The organism is Pseudomonas sp. DWRC2-2 (assembly GCF_049897885.1).
GTDB lineage: Bacteria > Pseudomonadota > Gammaproteobacteria > Pseudomonadales > Pseudomonadaceae > Aquipseudomonas > Aquipseudomonas azotoformans_A.
Map to the genome: position 1 here is coordinate 417,109 of NZ_JAFCXD010000004.1, position 18,644 is coordinate 435,752.

An 18,644-nucleotide genomic window follows, 5' to 3' on the forward strand; every position below is an offset into this window, starting at 1 on the left:
GATTGACGAACGAGAGGGCTAACCTTCTTGCGTGGGTAACGGAATGTTGCAACGTCTGTTCTGGAAATTGCTTCCCAAACCCCAACGGGTGTTTCTGCTGGGGCGTTTATCGGTGGTGGATCGTCAGGCGGTGAACAAGTCCCTGTCTGGGGTGACCACACTTGCGCCGGCGTTCGAACGTCATAACTGCGTATTTATCCATGTGCCTAAATGCGCCGGCAGCAGCGTCTGCTCGGCGTTGCTCGACGGGCGCTGGCCGGGGCACCTGCCGTATTACTGGTACCAGCAGCAATTCCCCGAACACTGCGAACGCAGTTTCAAGTTTGCCTTTGTGCGCGACCCATTGGAGCGCGCCTACTCGGCCTACACCTACTTGCGCAGCAACCACATGGGCACCCGTGATTTGCATGCCCAGGCACTGGTGTGCAGCTACCGCGACTTCGATCATTTCGTGGGCAACTGGCTGCACCCGGACAACCTGCGCCGCCAACTGCATTTCGCCCCACAGACTGATTTCCTGGTCGATCACATGGGGCGCATGGCCATGGACTTTCTTGGGCGCCAGGAATCACTCGAGAATGACTTCCAGCAGTTGTGCGAGCGCCTGGGCGTGAGCGCTTCCCTGCCACACCTGAATGTTTCACAGGGGCGGCGCAGCGAACCGGTCAGGGATTTTTGCTCGCTGCGTACGCGACGTCTGGTCCGACGAGCCTATCAACGTGATTACGAGGTCTTGGGGTATGAATAGTCAGTCGCTCTCCGGTGGTTCTGCTTCTATCCGACCCTTTGCCTTATCGTTGTCGGTCGCCGCACGGGCTGCGCTCAAGCACCAGCAGCCTTGCTGCCTGTGGCTGACGGGGTTGTCCGGGTCCGGTAAGTCGACCTTGGCCAACGCTCTGGAAGTGCAACTCAACGAGCAGGGCCGGCATACCTTCGTGCTCGATGGCGATAACTTGCGCACCGGGTTGTGCAATGACCTGGGCATGAGTGAGGCGGCGCGCAAGGAAAACATCCGGCGCATCGGCGAGGTGGCGCGGCTGATGGTGGACGCGGGGCTGATCGTGATCGTTTCGGCGATTTCCCCGTTCAGCGCTGATCGGGCAACCGCCAAGGCACTGTTCGGGCCTGGGCATTTTTTCGAGGTCTACATCAGTACGCCGTTCGAGGTGTGCGCACGGCGTGATCCCAAGGGGTTGTACCGTGCGGCACTGGAAGGCCGGATCAAAGCCTTCACCGGGCTGGACAGCCCCTATGAAGCGCCGATCAAGGCTGACTGCGAAATCAATACCGATGAAGTCGAACTGGCCGACGCGGTGGATCACATTTTGGCGGTGCTGTTCAAAAAATGATCAGATTTCGCATGTGATGCATCCCACATAAAGCTCTCGAACTAGGCGGCGCTCACCCTGTGCTAATATCGCGCCCCTGTTCATTTTGTATGTGGGATGCTCCATGAAGTTGTCCATGCCGCGATTCGATCAAGCCCCTGTCTTGGTGGTCGGCGATGTCATGCTCGACCGTTACTGGCATGGCGGTACCTCACGGATTTCCCCTGAGGCGCCGGTACCGGTAGTCAAGGTCGAGCAAATCGAAGACCGTCCGGGCGGCGCTGCCAACGTTGCCCTCAATATTGCCGCCCTCGGCGCCCCGGCCTCCCTGGTCGGCGTGACCGGTGACGATGAAGCCGCCGACAGCCTGGCCAACAGCCTGCGCGGTGCCGGCGTGCGCGCGCTGTTCCAGCGCATTGCCCACCAGCCGACCATCGTCAAGCTGCGGGTCATGAGCCGTCACCAGCAACTGCTGCGTATCGATTTTGAAGAACCCTTCGCCACCGATGCCCTGGCCCTCAGCGGCCAGGTCGATGAGTTGCTCGAAGGCATCAAGGTGCTGGTGTTGTCCGACTACGGCAAAGGCGCCTTGCGCAACCACCAGGTGCTGATCCAGGCCGCCAAGGCCAAGGGCATTCCGGTACTGGCCGATCCCAAGGGCAAGGATTTCTCGATTTATCGCGGAGCCAGCCTGATCACGCCGAATCTCAGCGAGTTCGAAGCCATCGTCGGCGGTTGCGCCGATGAACACGACCTGGTCACCAAGGGCGCTGCGCTGATGGCCGACCTCGACCTGGGCGCCTTGCTGGTCACCCGTGGCGAGCACGGCATGACCTTGCTGCGTCCTGGCCACCCGGCGATGCACCTGCCGGCACGTGCCCGTGAAGTGTTCGACGTTACTGGCGCTGGCGACACCGTGATCTCCACCCTGGCCGCCTCGATTGCGGCGGGCGAAGAACTGCCCCACGCCGTGGCCCTGGCCAACCTGGCGGCGGGCATCGTAGTGGGCAAATTGGGTACCGCTGCCATCAGCGCACCTGAATTGCGCCGTGCGATCCAGCGTTCAGAAGGCTCGGAACGCGGTGTGCTGACCATCGAACAATTGCTGCTGGCAATTGACGACGCTCGTGCCCACAACGAAAGCATTGTGTTCACCAATGGTTGCTTCGACATCTTGCACGCCGGCCACGTGACCTATCTGGAACAGGCGCGCGCCCAAGGCGATCGCCTGATCGTCGCGGTCAACGATGACGCGTCGGTCAGCCGCCTCAAAGGTCCTGGCCGTCCGATCAACAGTGTCGACCGTCGCATGGCGGTGCTTGCAGGTCTGGGCGCGGTGGACTGGGTGATCAGCTTCCCTGAAGCGACCCCGGAAAACTTGCTGGCCCAGGTCAAGCCGGACGTGCTGGTCAAAGGTGGTGACTACTCCGTCGACCAAGTGGTAGGGGCGGATATCGTCAGCGCCTACGGTGGCAAGGTCAAAGTACTGGGCCTGGTCGAGAACAGCTCGACCACCGCCATTGTCGAGAAGATCCGCAACAATGAGTAACGCTGATAAGTGGGTTCTGATCACCGGCGGCGCCGGCTTTATTGGTTCGCATCTGGTCGATGCGCTGCTTGCCAAAGGCTACGGCGTGCGAGTGCTGGATAACCTGTCCACCGGCAAGCGCAGCAATTTGCCGCTGGACAATCCACGCGTCCAATTGCTCGAAGGTGATGTGGCGGATGCCGATCTGGTAGCCCGCGCCGCCGTCGGCGCAACAGCGGTGGTGCACCTGGCGGCAGTGGCCTCGGTGCAGGCCTCGGTGGATGATCCGGTCAGCACGCACCAGAGCAATTTCGTCGGCACCTTGAATGTCTGCGAAGCCATGCGCAAGGCCGGCGTCAAACGTGTGGTGTATGCCTCCAGCGCGGCGGTGTATGGCAACAATGGCGAAGGCGCTTCGATTGACGAAGACACCACCAAGGCGCCACTGACGCCCTATGCGTCCGACAAGCTGGCCAGTGAGTTCTACTTTGACTTCTACCGACGCCAGCACGCGCTGGAGCCGGTGATTTTCCGCTTTTTCAATATCTTCGGGCCTCGCCAGGATCCGTCATCGCCGTATTCCGGCGTGATCAGCATCTTCAGCGAGCGCGTGCAGCAGGGCGTGCCGATTGCCGTGTTCGGCGATGGCGAGCAAACCCGTGACTTCATGTACGTGGAAGACCTGGTGGACGTATTGGTTCAGGCGATTGAAGCGCCGACCGCACCACTGGGCGCGATCAATGTGGGCTGGAACCGCACGACTACCCTCAAGCAGGTGTTGCAGGCGTTGGAAGAGATCGTCGGCAAGTTGCCAGCAGTGACTTACGGACCAGCGCGTTCCGGGGATATCCGGCATTCGCGGGCGAATAACCAGCGCTTGCTGGCGAGCTTCAAGTTGCCCGAGCCCACTCCCTTGAAGGTCGGGCTGGAGCGCTTGCTCAAAGGCTGACGCGATTTGTAGTGAGCGGGCTGATTCAGGCCTTGGCTTTTTTCTTCGGCACGATCTTGCGCAGCACCCGCTGTGCCAGGCGCTTCAATTTCGACTCTTTCTCCGGCTCCGCCAACCCCTGCTGGCGTAGCCAATCCTTCCAGCGAATCCGCTCTTCACGCACCAGCCAGCCTTCCTGCTGGGCGAAGCTTTCCGCCAGGTACAAACCGCGAGTACTCGCCGGGTACAGCTGGTCTTTCTTGACGGTGTACAACTCGGCCAGGGGCTGGCCGTCTTTCAACGGCATCAGGTACAGGTCAGGACGCTGGCGGTCCAGGCGTGCCACCAGTTGATCGCCTTCCAGGCGCTCGTCCACATGGAACAGGCTCAGGGATTTGGCTTCCTTGGGCACTTCCAGGCGCAGGTCATAGATCAGTTGCAGGGAGGCGGTGGGCAGGTGCACGTAGGCGCGCGGGCGCTCGATCAATTGGGTGGTGGCGCAACGTACCGGGCGGGCGGCACCGGACAGCGGGCTGAGGCGAAAGGGCAGGGCTTCACGGTAATGCAGCGCGGCGGAATAAGGCGCCGGTAGCCAAGTGTCGTTGAAGCGTCCGCCCAGCCAACCTTCTGGCGTCTCCAACAGGCACTCTTCGGCGATTTCCTGGATGGCGGTGTGCAGCGGCAGGTTCAGTTCATGGGCGGGTACGTAGCCGGAGATCAGCTTGAGCACCACATCGCCACGGTCTTGGCGGCGTTGGCGCACCAGCACCCAATAATCGCGGTTTTGCCAGTGCAGGGTCAGGCGTACCGATACCCCGAGGTTGGCCAGTTCCAGGGCGAAGCGCTCTGGGTCGGCCACTTCCACCGGTTTGCGCCGTTGCAGGGTCTGGGCAAAGTTGAGCGGCATGCCGACGCTCTGGTAACTCAAGCCTTCGGGGGTGGCTTCCACGTGCAGCGGCAGTGTCTTGAAGTTGCTGGGGTTTTTTCTTATGAGCGTTCGCGGCATGTCGGCTCCTTCTTGCGACGGGGTCGGCCGCGTGGGCGGCATCAGAGTTGACGAATGACCTGGGCAGCGGTCGCCACGTTATGGGCCAGGTGCAGCGGATTGATGGTCCCGACAATAGCACTGGCGACGCCCGTTTGCGCAAACAACAGCATGAAACTCGCACGAATTGGATCCATTCCAGACTCCAGGCAAACGTGACCACTGGCCAAGGCCTTTTTCACCAGGATGCCCTTGCCATGGGCGGCCGCATAATCAATGACGGCTTTCTCGGCCTGTTCGTTCAAATTGTAGGTGACCATGGCGCAATCGCCCTGTTCCAGAGCCTTCACCCCGCCTTCGACGGTTTTTCCGGAGAAGCCGAAGCCGCGGATCTTGCCTTCTTTTTTCAGCTCGGCCAGGGTCTGGTAGACCTCACAGTCGTTGAGGATGTGCAGGTCGTTACCGTCGGAGTGCACCAGCACCAGATCGATAAAATCGGTTTCAAGTCGTTTCAAACTACGCTCGATCGACCGGCGGGTGTGAGCCGCGCTGAAGTCGTGGGTGGATGCGCCATTCTCGAACTCTTCACCGACCTTGCTGACAATCACCCAGTCCTTACGTTGATCGCGCAGCAGCGGCCCCAGGCGTTCCTCGCTCATGCCATAGGCCGGCGCGGTGTCGATCAGGTTGATGCCCAGTTCGCGGGCTTGTCGCAACAGCATGCGCGCCTCGTCGTCACCGGGAATCTGGAAGCCGCTGGGGTACTTCACCCCTTGGTCGCGGCCCAGCTTGACGGTGCCCAGGCCCAGTGGCGAAACCATCAGGCCGGTGCTGCCCAGGGGGCGATGCAGGTCGTGCAGGGTAGGCAGGCTCATGGCAACAGTTGCTCCCAGGCAGGTACGCCGATGGCGGGTTTTGGTAGGTCGGGCAGGGGCTCGCTGGCGCTTGGGCGGATACCGTCACGTTCCAGGCTGTTGATTACCCTATCGGCGAAGTCCGGTGCCAGGGCCAGTTTGGTCGGCCAGCCTACCAACAGGCGGCCTTCTTCGGCGATGAAGGCGTTGTCGGGACGAGTGAGGCCCGATTGCAGTGGCTCGGCACGGTCGACGCGCAGGGTGGCCCACTGGGTTTGGCTCATGTCGATCCACGGCAACAGCTGAGCAAGCTCTTTCTGCGCCGTGGCGATCTGCTCTTGCGGCGTGCGCGCCACTCCATCGGCTTCGGCAATGTCACCGCCCATGTACCACACCCAGTTGCCATCGGCGGCCGGGTGAGTGGTAACGGTGATGCGCGGCTTGGTGCCGCCGCCCAGGCAGTGGGCATACAACGGCTTCAGGCCAGGGCCTTTGGCGATGATCATGTGCAAAGGACGCTTCTGCATCGCCGGCTGGCTCAGGCCCAGCGCGGTCAGCAGATCTGCCGTGCCCGCGCCGGCACTCAACACGATGCGCTGGGCGCGGATCTCGCGGCCGTCCACTGTCAGGCCGACGAGTGTGTTGCCTTCCAGCAAAGGCTCGATGTGCTGCCCGGCGAGCAAACCATCACCGGCCAGCTGCGCGAGGCGCTCGATCAGGCTCGGCACGTCGATGACCAGCTCGGCCAGGCGATAGACCTTGCCCTTGAATCGACGGTCTTGCAGGGCTGGCGGCAGGTCGTCGCCCTTGACCTGATCGACACGGCCACGCACGGCCTTGCTGGCGAAGAAGCTGGTGAGGTTGCCTGCGAGGGTGCCCGGCGACCACAGGTAATGGGCTTCGGACAGCAGACGCACGCCGGTCAGGTCCAACTCACCGTTACCCGCCAGCGCTTCACGCCAGCGGCGCGGCATGTCGGCAATGGCTTCGGAGGCGCCAGTTAGCGCGCCATGCAGGGCGTATTTCGCACCGCCGTGAATGATCCCCTGGGACTTCACGCTTTGCCCGCCACCCAAGGTGGCGCTTTCCACCACCACCGTGGAAAACCCCTGGCGGCGCAGGCGCGCATTCAGCCAGAGGCCGGCAACCCCGGCGCCGACAATCAGAACGTCGGTGGAAATAACGGATGGCATGGGCGACCTCAGTGTTCAAGACAAGAGGCGCAGTATACAGGCTGTTGAGGAGTGGTCAGTGCCCGGCGGTTTTCGAGAACAACTGGATCACCACCACGCCCAGCACAATCAGGCCCATTCCCAGCATCGCCGGGATATCCAGCTTCTGCCCGTAGATAAACAGCGCCGCGATGCTCACCATCACAATGCCCATCCCGGCCCACACGGCGTAGGCGACGCCCACCGGCACCGTGCGCACCACCAGCGTCAGCATCCAGAACGCCACGCCGTAGCCGACGATCACCAGCAGCAGGGGGATCGGCGTGCTCCAGCCCTTGATGGCCTTCATGGAAACAGTGGCGATCACTTCCGAGCAGATGGCAATGGCCAAGTAGTAGTAAGCGACGTTCATGGTCAATCCTCGGGATAAAGCAATCAGATAAGGCTGGCATTTTAGAGTTTAATTAGATGGGGTAAAGTCATTACCTATCTAAATTGGAGATGGGTTGAGCCATGAGCGTGCAATGGGATCTGGAGCAAATGCGCCTGTTTGTCAGCGTCGCCGAACAGCGCTCGTTTTCGGCCGTGGCGCGCCAACAGCGCAAGGCGCAGTCGGCGGTGAGCAATGGGATTGCAATGCTGGAGGCGGACCTCGGCGTCAGCCTGTTCGAGCGTAGCAGCGGCCGCCAACCACGGTTGACCGAAGCCGGCAGCGTATTGCTAGAGGAAGCACGCGAAGTGCTGCGCCAATGTGAGCGCCTCAATGGCCGGGCGCTTTCACTGACCCGCGGCGAGGAGGCGTGCCTGCGCCTGGCCCAGGACGAAGCCATGCTGTTTCAGCCGGTCCTCGACAGCCTGGAAGCCCTGGCCGGCGAATACCCATTGCTGGAAGTGCAGCTGTCCAGCGCCGCCCAAGGCGATGTGGCGCGCAAGTTGGTGGAGCGCAAGGCTGACCTGGGCCTGCTGTTCTATCACGACCAGATCCCCGAAGCCTTGGAGCGACGGGTGGTCGGCAGTGTGGAGATGGTCACGGTGTGCGGTGTGAATCACCCACTGGCCAAGGAGCAATACGTGACGTGCCAACGCCTGGCGCAGTTCCGCCAGTTGCTGATGTCGACCCAGACCAGCGTGTATCCCGGCAGCGAAGCGGCCAGCCCGCTGGTATGGCGCGCCGACAGTTTCTACGTGTTGGCCGAGTGGCTGATGAGCGGCCTGGGTTGGGCCTGGCTGCCCCGGCATATCGTGCAGTACCCGACCTATCAGCAACAGATGGTGGAGCTGGACAGCGAATGGACGCCGCCGGCCCTGGTGGTGGAGTTGGTCTGGCGCCGCGACGAACACCTGGGACCTGCCGCGCGCTTCCTGGCCAAACGATTTGCCGAGTGCTTGCAGGCGATCGACTGAAAAAGCCGATAAACTCCGCCGCCATGAATAGAACTCTCTACAGCTGTCTGTTTTACCTGGCGCTGCCGTTGGTGGCTTTACGTCTGTGGCTGCGCGCGCGCAAGGCGCCGGCCTATGCCAAGCGCGTCGGCGAACGTTTCTCCTATGGCCTGCCGGTGATGCAGCCCGGCGGGATCTGGGTGCATGCTGTGTCGGTAGGCGAGAGCATTGCCGCCGCGCCCATGGTGCGCGGGTTGCTGGCGCGTTATCCGACGCTGCCGATCACTGTTACCTGCATGACGCCCACCGGGTCCGAGCGCATCCAGGCATTGTTCGCCAACGAGCCACGCATCCAGCATTGCTATTTGCCGTATGACTTGCCGTGCGCTGCCAGACGTTTCCTCGACCGTGTGCAGCCGAAACTGGCGGTGATCATGGAAACCGAGCTGTGGCCCAACCATATCCACGCCTGCGCCCAGCGTGGGATTCCGGTGGCATTGGCGAATGCGCGGCTGTCGGCGCGTTCGGCCAAGGGCTATGCACGCTTTGCCAAGCTGACGGCGCCGATGCTGGCGCAAATGAGCCTGTTCGCCGTGCAGACGCACGCCGAAGCTCAGCGTTTCCTTAGCCTTGGCGCTCGCCCGGAAACCGTCGACGTCACCGGCTCGATCAAGTTTGACCTGACCATCGACCCCGAGCTGCCAGCGCGGGCCGCTGCGTTGCGCGCGCAATGGGGCGCCAGCGAGCGCCCGGTGTGGATCGCCGCGAGTACCCATGAAGGTGAAGATGACGTCGTCTTGGCAGCCCATCGCCAATTGCTCGAAAGCTATCCCAACGCGCTGCTGATCCTGGTGCCGCGCCACCAGGAGCGCTTCGGGCCGATGTTCGAGCTGTGCCAGCAGCAAGGTTTTGCCACCGTGCGTCGCTCCAGCGGCGAAGCCGTCACCGCGCAAACCTCGGTTCTGCTCGGCGACACCATGGGTGAATTGCTGTTTCTCTACGCCTTGGCCGACAGCGCTTTTGTCGGCGGCAGCCTGGTGGCGACCGGCGGGCACAATCCCCTGGAGCCGGCGGCATTGGCCAAGCCTGTGATCATGGGGCCGCACGTGTTCAACTTCCTCGAAATCACCGCGATGATGCGCGAAGCCGGGGCGTTGCGAGAGGTGGATGACGCCGAAGGCTTGGCCGAAGCCGTGCGCCAGTTATTCGAACTGCCGCAGGATGCGCGCAAGATGGCGCAGGCGGGGCTTAAGGTGATGCAGGCCAACCAAGGCGCTCTCAAGCGTTTGCTCGATGGTTTGGGCAGATTGCTAAACCACTGACAACACAAATCAAATGTGGGAGCGGGCTTGCTCGCGAATACGGTGTATCAGTGCCAGATGTACTGGCTGACACGCCGTATTCGCGAGCAAGCCCGCTCCCACATTAGTTATGCGGTGAACTCAATAGCCGGGACGGGCCTTGAGCTGTTCGGCGGCAGCTTTGGCCAGGTCCGGCGGCAGGAAGTCGCGGTCCGGGTTGTAGTCAGCCTTTAAGTAGCGCGCCAAGTCCTGCAAGTCACCTGGGTTCAAAGTGCCCGCTGCTTGCTTCAAGCGCAGGTTGTCGAGAATGTAGTCGTAGCGGCTGTTGTTGTAGTTGCGCACCGACGCGTAGAGCTGGCGTTGTGAATCCAGCACATCGACGATATTGCGCGTACCCACCTGATAACCGATTTCCGTGGCTTCCACCGCGCTCTGGTTGGAGATGATTGACTGGCGGCGCGCCTGTACCTGCTCCACATCGGTGTTCACCGCACGGTGCAGGTTGCGAGTGTTTTCCACTACCTGGCGGCGCAGGCCTTCGCGTTGTTGCTCGGTCTGGCCCAGGCGCGAGTAGGACTCACGCACTTGCGAGCTGGTCAGCCCGCCGCTGTAGATCGGGATGCTCAGGCGCAGGCCGATGGTGCGTTGTTCCACATCGCCGCGGTACGGCGTGCCGAACGCATTCGGGTTGCTGAAGCCCAGGGCGTCGTTGTCACCTTTTTCGTATTGCGCCACGGCGTCCAGGGTCGGGGCATGCCCGGCTTTGCGCTGTTTTAAGGTCTCCTCGGCGGCGGTGACGGCGTAGTTGCTGGCCAGCAGGTTGAGGTTTTGGCGGCCGGCGGTTTCGACCCAGGCCTTGGCGTCGTTCGGCAGCGGCGGTAGCACCGGCAGCGTGTGGACAATGCCCTGGATCGAGTTGTATTGGCGGTTGGTCAGCGTGATCAAGGCTTCGAACGCGTCCTCCACCTGGCGTTGGGCCAGGATGCGGTTGGCGCGGGCGGTGTCGTAGCTGGCCTGGGATTGCAGCACGTCGGTCTTGTCCGACAGGCCGACGTCGAAGCGCTCGTTGGACTGGTCCAGTTGGCGCTTGAAGGCATTCTCTTCGGCCTTGGTCGACGCCAGGTTGTCTTGGGCGCGCAGCACGGCGAAGTAATTTTCGGCACTTTGCAGAATCAGGTTCTGTTCGGTGGCCGACAGTTGCAGCGCCGCCTGCTCGTTGGTGGCCTCGGCCGCCTGCAGTTGGAACCAGCGGTCGGCGCGGAACAGCGGCTGGCTCAAGGTGGCCCGCCAGGAATGTGCATCGCGGTTGGCGGTGGCGGCGGGTGTGTCGATCTGGGTGCGCACGTTATTGATATCGGCGCCACCGGTCAGGTTCGGCAGCAGCCCGGCGCGGGCCTGGGGCACCACTTCTTTTTGCGCGCCGTATTGGGCGCGGGCGGCGGCCAGGTCGGCGTTGTTGTCCACCGCTTCCTGGTAGACGCTGACCAAGTCAGTTTTAGCGGACAAGGGCGCTTCAGCTGCCCAGACCATTCCGTTGGTCGCACAAGACACGGCGAGAGCCAGTGAAAGTTTGCGCAGCATGAGGCGATCCCTAGATAAATATTATGGATGTAATTTAGCGCCCAAGGCTAAGGCTCGCCCTGTGTGGCGTCAAGCCTTGAAGCAGTTCCCGAGTGTAGTGGCGCGATCACCGCACAACAATCTGCAAAAGAGCCATTCATCACGCTGAATGCACCGCCATTGGCAATTTGCCCACGCCATGGTCTAGACTGGCCGCGTTCTTGTCGGGGTGCCTTGTTGGAAGGCTGAGATCGGTAAATACCGGATCCCGTTGAACCTGATCAGGTTAGCGCCTGCGTAGGGAACAAGATTTCTCGTCACCCGGCGAGTCCTCTTGTGCTTCGTCCGGGTTGTTGTTCGTTTTTTGAACAGCTCTCGTGCGCCAAGCACAGCACTGGTTTCAGTGCGCCCATCCGTCACAGGTTCGCTCCGACAAAAATCCACCGCCTGGATAAGTTGGAGAGCCCGTGATGACGACAAAACTAAAAAATACCGTGCACCTGAGTGAATCGGCCAAGGTCGACTCCGGCTCTGTGCAGCCCTTTACCCGCTCGCAAAAAATCTACGTACAAGGCACTCGCCCGGATATTCGCGTGCCGATGCGTGAAATCAGCCTGGACGTGACCCCCACCGACTTCGGCGGTGAAATCAACGCGCCGGTCGTGGTCTATGACACCTCCGGCCCGTACACCGACCCTAACGTCATCATTGACGTGCGCAAAGGCCTTGGCGATGTACGTTCGCCATGGATCGAAGTGCGTAACGACACCGAGCGCTTGCCTGGCCTCAGCTCGCATTTCGGCCAGCAACGCTTGAGCGATGCCGAACTCACCGCGCTGCGCTTCGCCCACGTGAAGAACCCGCGTCGCGCCAAGGCCGGCGCCAACGTCACGCAGATGCACTACGCGCGCAAAGGCATCATCACCGCCGAGATGGAATACGTCGCCATCCGCGAAAACATGAAGCTGGAAGAAGCCCGCGCCACTGGCCTGCTCGACCAGCAACACGCCGGTCACAGCTTTGGCGCCAGCGTGCCGAAGATCATCACTCCGGAATTTGTGCGCGAAGAAATCGCCCGTGGCCGCGCGATCATCCCGGCCAACATCAACCACACCGAACTGGAACCGATGATCATCGGCCGTAACTTCCTGGTGAAGATCAACGGCAACATCGGCAACAGCGCCCTGGGTTCGTCCATCGAAGAAGAAGTGGCGAAACTGACCTGGGGCATTCGCTGGGGTTCGGACACCGTGATGGATTTGTCCACCGGCAAGCACATCCACGAAACCCGCGAGTGGATCATCCGCAACTCGCCCGTGCCGATCGGCACTGTACCGATCTATCAGGCCCTGGAAAAAGTCGGCGGCGCCGCCGAAGACCTGACCTGGGAGTTGTTCCGCGACACCCTGATCGAACAGGCCGAGCAAGGTGTGGATTACTTCACCATCCACGCCGGCGTGCTGCTGCGCTATGTGCCGCTGACCGCCAAGCGCGTCACCGGCATCGTGTCCCGTGGCGGTTCGATCATGGCCAAGTGGTGCCTGGCGCACCACAAAGAGAACTTTACCTACACGCATTTCGACGAAATCTGCGAAATCATGAAGGCCTACGACGTCAGCTTCTCTCTCGGCGACGGCCTGCGCCCAGGCTCGATTGCCGACGCCAACGACGCCGCGCAATTCGGCGAGCTGGAAACCCTCGGCGAGCTGACCAAGACCGCCTGGAAGCACGACGTGCAAACCATGATCGAAGGCCCTGGCCACGTGCCGATGCAGTTGATCAAGGAGAACATGGACAAGCAGCTCGAATGCTGCGACGAAGCGCCGTTCTACACCCTCGGCCCGCTGACCACCGACATTGCGCCGGGCTATGACCACATTACCTCCGGCATCGGCGCGGCGATGATCGGCTGGTTCGGTTGCGCCATGCTCTGCTACGTCACTCCCAAGGAGCACTTGGGCCTGCCGAACAAGGATGACGTGAAGACCGGGATCATCACCTACAAGATCGCCGCCCACGCGGCTGACCTTGCCAAAGGCCATCCGGGCGCGCAGATCCGCGATAACGCCTTGAGCAAGGCGCGCTTCGAGTTCCGCTGGGAAGACCAGTTCAACCTCGGCCTGGACCCGGACACGGCGCGTTCGTACCACGATGAAACCCTGCCAAAGGACTCGGCCAAGGTCGCGCATTTCTGCTCCATGTGCGGGCCGAAGTTCTGCTCGATGAAAATCACCCAGGAAGTGCGTGAATACGCGGCCAACCAGCGCATTGAAGCAGTGGACGTGGATGTGGCCAAGGGCTTGGCGGAGCAGGCGGAGCGGTTCAAGCAGGAAGGCAGTCAGCTGTACAAAAAGGTCTGATCCGGGACTGTAGTTGTCCTTAATGGCCTCTTCGCGAGCAAGTCGAATCGTCGCACCGCCGCTCCCACATTTGGAGCGCATTCCAAATGTGGGAGCGGGCTTGCTCGCGAATGCAATCTCCCAAACAACAAATGTTCCTCAGAGATAACACCCTTGAGCATTCAACCGAGTACTTACTCCCCGGAGATCGCAGTACCGAGCGACAAAAGAGTCTTCGGTGCCCGCGACCTGTTCTCCCTGTGGTTCTCCCTCGGCATCGGCCTGATGGTCCTGCAAACCGGCGCCTTGCTTGCGCCGGGCCTGGGCCTGTCCGGTTCGTTGCTGGCGATTTTCCTCGGCACCCTGGTGGGTGTCCTGTTGCTGGCCGCCGTCGGCGTGATCGGCAGCGACACCGGCCTTTCCGCCATGGCGGCCCTCAAGCTCAGCCTTGGCGCCAAAGGCGCAAGCCTGCCGGCGCTGCTCAACCTGCTGCAGTTGATCGGCTGGGGTTCGTTTGAAATCATCGTGATGCGCGATGCAGCCAGCCTGTTGGGCACGCGGGCGTTCAGTGACGGCAGCCTGTTGGCCAGCCCATTGCTGTGGACCCTGTTCTTCGGCGGTCTGGCAACGCTGCTGGCGGTCAGTGGTCCGCTGACTTTTGTGCGTCAGATCCTGCGCAAATGGGGGATCTGGCTGCTGCTCGCCGCCTGCCTGTGGCTGACGTGGAATCTGTTCGCCAAAGCCGACCTCGTCGCACTCTGGGCCAGGGCGGGTGACGGTTCCATGCCGTTTGCGGTGGGTTTTGATATCGCCATCGCCATGCCGCTGTCGTGGCTGCCGCTGATCGCGGATTACTCACGCTTCGGCAAGCGTGCCAAAAGTGTGTTCGGCGGTACCGCGCTGGGGTTCTTTATCGGTAATTTCTGGCTGATGAGCCTGGGTGTGGCCTACACCCTGGCGTTTGCGCCGAGCGGCGAAGTGAACGCGCTGTTGCTGGCGTTGGCCGGGGCTGGCCTGGGGATCCCGCTGCTATTGATCCTGTTGGACGAATCGGAAAACGCCTTCGCCGATATTCACTCGGCGGCGGTTTCCAGCGGGATATTGTTGCGTTTGAAGGTTGAGCACCTGGCGCTGGCGATTGGCGTGATCTGCACACTCATCGCCTGCTTTGCGCCATTGGCTCAGTACCAGAACTTCCTGCTGCTGATCGGCTCGGTATTCGCGCCGCTGTTTGGCGTGGTGCTGGTGGATCACTTCATCCTGCGCCGTCGTAGCGGGGGAGCCTTAGCCAGCCTGCGCTGGCCGGCGTTAATCGCCTGGCTGGGTGGCATTGCGGTTTACCACCTGCTGGCCAATCTGTATCCGGACATCGGCGCGACCCTGCCGGCGCTGGTGCTGGCAGGGCTGTTGCAACTTATCCTGGGTCGGGCCTTCAGCGGCGCGCAGGCACCAGTTCAGGCTTGAGGATGCCGTCCAGGCGCGAGTACGGAATCTGCAACTCGACGTGGCCCAAGGCATACGGCGCGATGGTGGTGGTGGGGTACTTGAGGATCACGCCACCGTAGGTGAGCGCCACGTTCGGGGTTTTCTGGAAGGGGTACTGTTTCACGTACTCCGGCTCCAGGCTCAGGCGGGTGCTGATCAGCCAGCTGTTATGGGCCACTTGGGCGGCTTTCCAGAAGGCGTCTTCCTTGCCGGGCAGCAACATGTCGGTGAGGGTCAGGGCCTTTTGCTGCTGGCGCGAATAGTTGATGAACGCACGGCCTGGCTCGCCGTGGGTGGCGCCCTGGTCCAGGTAGCTGGAGAGTTCGATGATCACCAAGCCGTCATGCTGCTCACGTACCTTGGCCTGCAAGTACATGCTGTTGCGTGGAGCGGCCGTGCGCAGGAACTGCTCGCTGTAGGTCGCGAGGCTGGTTGGCAGCGGGTCGGCCTGGGTCATTTCCAGCAGGCGCTGTTCGATCAAGGCGTCCAGCTTGGGCTCCTTGGCAAAGTGCACCGTGTCGATGTTCACCAGCGGGCAATCGGCGCTGGCGCAGCCTGGCTTGCTTTGCTCGGTGGCGTCGCGGGTGGCGTCCAGCGGGGCTTTATAGCTGGGCTGGAACAGGCTTTGGCAGGCACCGAGGGTCAATGCGATACAGGCCACGGAGGCGATTTTTAAAAGCGACATGTAGGGTCTTCGTCCGTCGATAAGAGCGAAATTGTGCAGCTTCGACTACCGGCAAGGCAGTCAGTTCGCCACTAAGCTGATTAGGGGGGCGTTCTCAGTTAGTTTCCCCGTCGCGTTGTCGCCTTAAAGCGGGCCAGGCAAGGCGCAGGCCGCTGGGAATGGTGTTCCCTTTCCAAGGCCTGCAACGCAGCATGGCCCGCTTTAAGGCACAACCCGAAGGGCCGGGCCTGCTGCTGTGCAGGGCTGCGTTGCTCGAAGCTTATTTGGAACAACCAAACCACGCTTCTCGCGCCTTGCCCTGCACAGCAGCAGGCCCGGCGCGACGGGGAAACTAATTGAGAGCGCCCCCCTGAGTTTGACGCCCGCCGTCTATCCCGGCAACTGGAAAGGGGCTGCATCCAGAGGCACGGGCGCGTTAGGATGGCGCCAATTGCGCAGGTTCAACGGGGATGGATATGACGGATTTTGCAAAGTCGGCGCCGGACAAGATCGAAATTGTTCAGCACGACAATCTCTACAAAGGCTTCTACAAGCTGGATCAGATACAACTGCGCCATGAAAAATTCGACGGCAGCATGAGCCGGGTGATCAACCGCGAAGTGTTTGTGCGCCATGATGCCGTGTGTGTATTGCCCTACGACCCGCAGCGCGATGAAGTGGTGTTGAACGAGCAGTTTCGCGTCGGAGCCATGGGCCGTACCGACAACCCCTGGATGATCGAAATGGTCGCCGGCCTGATCGACAAGGACGAGCAACCTGAGGAAGTTGCGCACCGCGAAGCCGAGGAGGAAGCTGGGCTGACGTTCTCCGCGTTGTGGCCGATCACCAAATATTTCCCGTCGCCCGGCGGCAGTACCGAATATGTGCACTTGTACCTGGGTCGCTGCGACAGCGCTGGTGTGGGGGGCGTCCATGGATTGGAAGAAGAAGCTGAAGATATCCGCGTCACCGTCTGGGCCTTCGAAGATGCCCTTCAAGCGGTGCGCGACGGCAAAATTTCCAACGCAGCCAGCATTATCGCCCTGCAATGGCTTGCGCTTAATCGCGCGGAAGTGAGGGGGTTATGGCAGTAAAGGCACGGGAACGTTATCGAGTCGACCTGATCGGGCTGCAAGCCGCCTGCGAGGCCAACTATGCGCGGCTGATGCGCTTGCTCCCCGACATGCGCCATGCCCCGGAGGCCCGCCGCATTGGCGTGACCCACGGCGACCAGATGCTCGGCGTGCTGGCGCTGGAAGTCATCGTCAACTGCCCGTACACCACCACCCTGCGCGTGCGTCAGGAACACAGCCTGCCCTGGCTGCCGGTGCCGCAACTGGAAGTGCAGGTGTACCACGACGCGCGGATGGCCGAAGTCATCAGCGCCGAGCATGCACGACGCTTTCGCAGCATCTATCCTTACCCCAACGTGTTCATGCACCAGCCCGATGAGAAAGCACAACTCAATGTGTTCCTCGGTGAATGGTTGAGCCATTGCCTGGCCTTGGGCCATGAGTTCGAAGTTGTGCGGTAGATGTGAACTGCATCTGCTTCCCAAGGTTTCCTCTTGTGTCCTGCCCCAGCATAATCACGCCACACGTCCATTCCTGTGATTGCCTTGGGAGAGCGCCTTGCCGAGCGTATCCACTGTGAGTCCCGATGCGCCCGCATTGCTGGTGCAACTGTCCGACAGCCATTTGTTTGCCGAGGCCGACGGTACGCTGCTGGGCATGAATACCCGTGACAGCCTGCAAGGTGTGATTGAACGGGTGCGCGCGCAGCAGCCGCGCATCGATTTGGTGTTGGCCACGGGGGACCTGTCCCAGGACGGCACGCTGGAGTCGTACCAGCAATTTCGCGACATGACCCGGCAGATCGACGCCCCGGCGCGCTGGATTCCCGGCAATCATGACGAGCCGCAGATCATGGCTCACGCCGCCGTGCACAGCGATCTGCTGGAGCCGGTGCTCGATATCGGCAACTGGCGCGTGACCCTGCTGGATTCCGCCGTACCCGGTTCAGTGCCGGGCTACCTGCAAGACCAACAGCTGCAGCTGCTCGCCCAGGCCCTGAGCGAAGCACCTAACCGTCATCATCTGGTGTGTTTCCACCATCATCCGGTGCCCATCGGTTGCGCCTGGATGGACCCCATTGGCTTGCGCAATCCTGAGGCATTGTTTGCCGTGCTTGACCGTTTTCCGCAGGTGCGGGCGGTACTGTGGGGGCATGTGCACCAGGAAATCGACCGCGAGCGCAACGGCGTGCGCCTGCTGGCATCGCCGTCCACCTGCATCCAGTTCGCACCGGGCAGCGAGGATTTCAAGGTCAGCGAGCAAGCGCCGGGCTACCGCTGGCTGCGTCTGCATGCCGACGGACGGTTGGAGACCGGGGTAGAGCGCTTGGTCGGCTTCGCGTTTACGGTGGATTACGGTAGCAACGGCTACTGAGATTTACCTGTAAACTGCGCCTTTTTGGCGCAAGCACGGAGAGCCCGGCATGTCCGCTTCGATCCTGTATATCCACGGTTTCAACAGCGCGCCTGCGTCCAACAAGGCCACTCAATTGATCACCGTAATGGGTGCCATTGGCCTGGCCGACCAATTGCGCGTACCGGCCCTGCATCACCATCCCCGTCAGGCGATTCCTCAGTTGGAAGCGGCGATCGCTGAACTGGGGCGGCCACTGCTGGTCGGCAGCTCACTCGGCGGCTACTATGCAACCCATCTTGCCGAGCGCCATGGCCTCAAGGCGCTGCTGGTGAACCCGGCGGTCAGCCCTCACCGGATGTTCGACGGTTACCTGGGCACCCAGAAGAACCTCTACACCGATGAAACCTGGGAACTGACCCACGACCACGTCACGGCGCTGGCCGAGCTGGAAGTACCTGCTCCCCAGGATGCGGCGCGGTATCAGGTGTGGTTGCAGACCGGGGATGAAACCCTGGATTATCGCCTCGCCCAGCAGTATTACCGGGCCTGTGCCTTGCGCATCCAGTCCGGCGGCGACCATGGTTACCAGGGGTTCGCCCAGCAATTGCCGGCTATGTTGAGCTTTGCCGGCATTGGCGCAGATCAGTATCAATCCTTCGATTTTTCTTCATTGTAAGAATCGCAGGTC

The 18,644-nt window shown here is 61.6% G+C and carries 18 protein-coding genes and 1 riboswitch; of the genes, 12 read left to right on the forward strand and 6 right to left on the reverse strand.

The window, feature by feature from the left end; translation table 11 throughout:
* The first annotated feature begins 43 nt into the window (after nt 1-43).
* The 4 genes from ACP7EW_RS20730 to ACP7EW_RS20745 all read left to right on the forward strand — a co-directional run bounded on the left by ACP7EW_RS20730 (nt 44) and on the right by ACP7EW_RS20745 (nt 3,805).
* Nucleotides 44-748: a sulfotransferase family 2 domain-containing protein gene (locus ACP7EW_RS20730; protein ID WP_426219351.1), complete on the forward strand. Its 705-nt coding sequence runs from the start codon at nt 44-46 to the stop codon at nt 746-748.
* Complete coding sequence (cysC, locus tag ACP7EW_RS20735; RefSeq protein ID WP_426219353.1) at nt 741-1,349, forward strand: adenylyl-sulfate kinase; 609 nt, start codon at nt 741-743, stop codon at nt 1,347-1,349. The genes ACP7EW_RS20730 and cysC overlap by 8 nt, the downstream gene beginning before the upstream one ends.
* 103 nt (nt 1,350-1,452) lie before the next feature.
* Nucleotides 1,453-2,877 carry a bifunctional D-glycero-beta-D-manno-heptose-7-phosphate kinase/D-glycero-beta-D-manno-heptose 1-phosphate adenylyltransferase HldE gene (hldE, locus tag ACP7EW_RS20740; RefSeq protein WP_033897841.1) on the forward strand — a complete coding sequence of 475 codons (1,425 nt, stop codon included), beginning with the start codon at nt 1,453-1,455 and terminating at the stop codon, nt 2,875-2,877.
* Complete coding sequence (locus tag ACP7EW_RS20745; RefSeq protein ID WP_426219355.1) at nt 2,870-3,805, forward strand: NAD-dependent epimerase/dehydratase family protein; 936 nt, start codon at nt 2,870-2,872, stop codon at nt 3,803-3,805. Before hldE ends, ACP7EW_RS20745 begins: the two co-directional genes overlap by 8 nt.
* Before the next feature lie 25 nt (nt 3,806-3,830).
* Here the strand turns inward: ACP7EW_RS20745 and ACP7EW_RS20750 are convergent, their stop codons facing one another.
* From ACP7EW_RS20750 to ACP7EW_RS20765, 4 genes are read right to left on the reverse strand one after another with little or no spacing between them, the layout of a single operon-like run.
* Nucleotides 3,831-4,790 (reverse strand): hypothetical protein, encoded by a 960-nt coding sequence (locus ACP7EW_RS20750; RefSeq protein WP_028615485.1) that lies wholly within the window; start codon nt 4,788-4,790, stop codon nt 3,831-3,833.
* A 41-nt stretch (nt 4,791-4,831) separates the two neighbouring features.
* Nucleotides 4,832-5,644, reverse strand: coding sequence for an aldo/keto reductase (locus tag ACP7EW_RS20755; protein WP_426219357.1), 813 nt, complete (start codon nt 5,642-5,644; stop codon nt 4,832-4,834).
* Nucleotides 5,641-6,816, reverse strand: coding sequence for an NAD(P)/FAD-dependent oxidoreductase (locus ACP7EW_RS20760; RefSeq protein ID WP_426219359.1), 1,176 nt, complete (start codon nt 6,814-6,816; stop codon nt 5,641-5,643). Before ACP7EW_RS20760 ends, ACP7EW_RS20755 begins: the two co-directional genes overlap by 4 nt.
* Nucleotides 6,817-6,871: 55 nt before the next feature.
* Nucleotides 6,872-7,207, reverse strand: a complete 336-nt coding sequence (locus ACP7EW_RS20765; protein ID WP_010213655.1) for a DMT family transporter — start codon at nt 7,205-7,207, stop codon at nt 6,872-6,874.
* Between the two features lie 101 nt (nt 7,208-7,308).
* On the opposite strand from ACP7EW_RS20765, the gene ACP7EW_RS20770 reads away from it, so the two are divergent.
* On the forward strand, nt 7,309-8,199 hold the full coding sequence (locus ACP7EW_RS20770) for a LysR family transcriptional regulator (protein ID WP_033897848.1): 891 nt from the start codon (nt 7,309-7,311) through the stop codon (nt 8,197-8,199).
* Between the two features lie 23 nt (nt 8,200-8,222).
* Nucleotides 8,223-9,500, forward strand: a complete 1,278-nt coding sequence (gene waaA / locus ACP7EW_RS20775) for a lipid IV(A) 3-deoxy-D-manno-octulosonic acid transferase (RefSeq protein ID WP_426219361.1) — start codon at nt 8,223-8,225, stop codon at nt 9,498-9,500.
* Nucleotides 9,501-9,620: 120 nt separating this feature from the next.
* On the opposite strand, the gene ACP7EW_RS20780 is transcribed toward waaA, so the two are convergent.
* Nucleotides 9,621-11,060: a TolC family outer membrane protein gene (locus ACP7EW_RS20780; protein ID WP_028615490.1), complete on the reverse strand. Its 1,440-nt coding sequence runs from the start codon at nt 11,058-11,060 to the stop codon at nt 9,621-9,623.
* A 194-nt stretch (nt 11,061-11,254) separates the two neighbouring features.
* Nucleotides 11,255-11,360: riboswitch (TPP riboswitch) on the forward strand.
* Between the two features lie 149 nt (nt 11,361-11,509).
* On the opposite strand from ACP7EW_RS20780, the gene thiC reads away from it, so the two are divergent.
* Both thiC and cytX read left to right on the forward strand, forming a co-directional pair.
* A complete protein-coding gene (gene thiC / locus ACP7EW_RS20785; RefSeq protein WP_016975619.1) occupies nt 11,510-13,399 on the forward strand; it encodes a phosphomethylpyrimidine synthase ThiC in 1,890 nt (629 codons plus the stop codon).
* Between the two features lie 153 nt (nt 13,400-13,552).
* Nucleotides 13,553-14,842, forward strand: coding sequence for a putative hydroxymethylpyrimidine transporter CytX (gene cytX, locus ACP7EW_RS20790; protein ID WP_426219363.1), 1,290 nt, complete (start codon nt 13,553-13,555; stop codon nt 14,840-14,842).
* On the opposite strand, the gene ACP7EW_RS20795 is transcribed toward cytX, so the two are convergent.
* The gene (locus ACP7EW_RS20795; protein ID WP_269132676.1) at nt 14,811-15,548 is read right to left on the reverse strand and encodes an RsiV family protein; all 738 of its coding nucleotides are present in this window, start codon (nt 15,546-15,548) and stop codon (nt 14,811-14,813) included. The two genes, cytX and ACP7EW_RS20795, sit on opposite strands and share 32 nt — an antisense overlap.
* 455 nt (nt 15,549-16,003) lie before the next feature.
* Here ACP7EW_RS20795 and ACP7EW_RS20800 point away from each other — a divergent pair, with 455 nt between their 5' ends.
* From ACP7EW_RS20800 to ACP7EW_RS20815, 4 genes are all read left to right on the forward strand, one after another.
* On the forward strand, nt 16,004-16,621 hold the full coding sequence (locus ACP7EW_RS20800) for an NUDIX domain-containing protein (RefSeq protein ID WP_033897867.1): 618 nt from the start codon (nt 16,004-16,006) through the stop codon (nt 16,619-16,621).
* Nucleotides 16,612-17,061, forward strand: a complete 450-nt coding sequence (locus tag ACP7EW_RS20805; RefSeq protein ID WP_003171323.1) for a DUF1249 domain-containing protein — start codon at nt 16,612-16,614, stop codon at nt 17,059-17,061. The genes ACP7EW_RS20800 and ACP7EW_RS20805 overlap by 10 nt, the downstream gene beginning before the upstream one ends.
* A gap of 97 nt (nt 17,062-17,158) precedes the next feature.
* Nucleotides 17,159-17,974, forward strand: coding sequence for a 3',5'-cyclic-AMP phosphodiesterase (cpdA, locus tag ACP7EW_RS20810; protein WP_426219366.1), 816 nt, complete (start codon nt 17,159-17,161; stop codon nt 17,972-17,974).
* 49 nt (nt 17,975-18,023) lie between these two features.
* Nucleotides 18,024-18,632 carry a YqiA/YcfP family alpha/beta fold hydrolase gene (locus tag ACP7EW_RS20815; protein WP_426219368.1) on the forward strand — a complete coding sequence of 203 codons (609 nt, stop codon included), beginning with the start codon at nt 18,024-18,026 and terminating at the stop codon, nt 18,630-18,632.
* Nucleotides 18,633-18,644 lie beyond the last annotated feature (12 nt).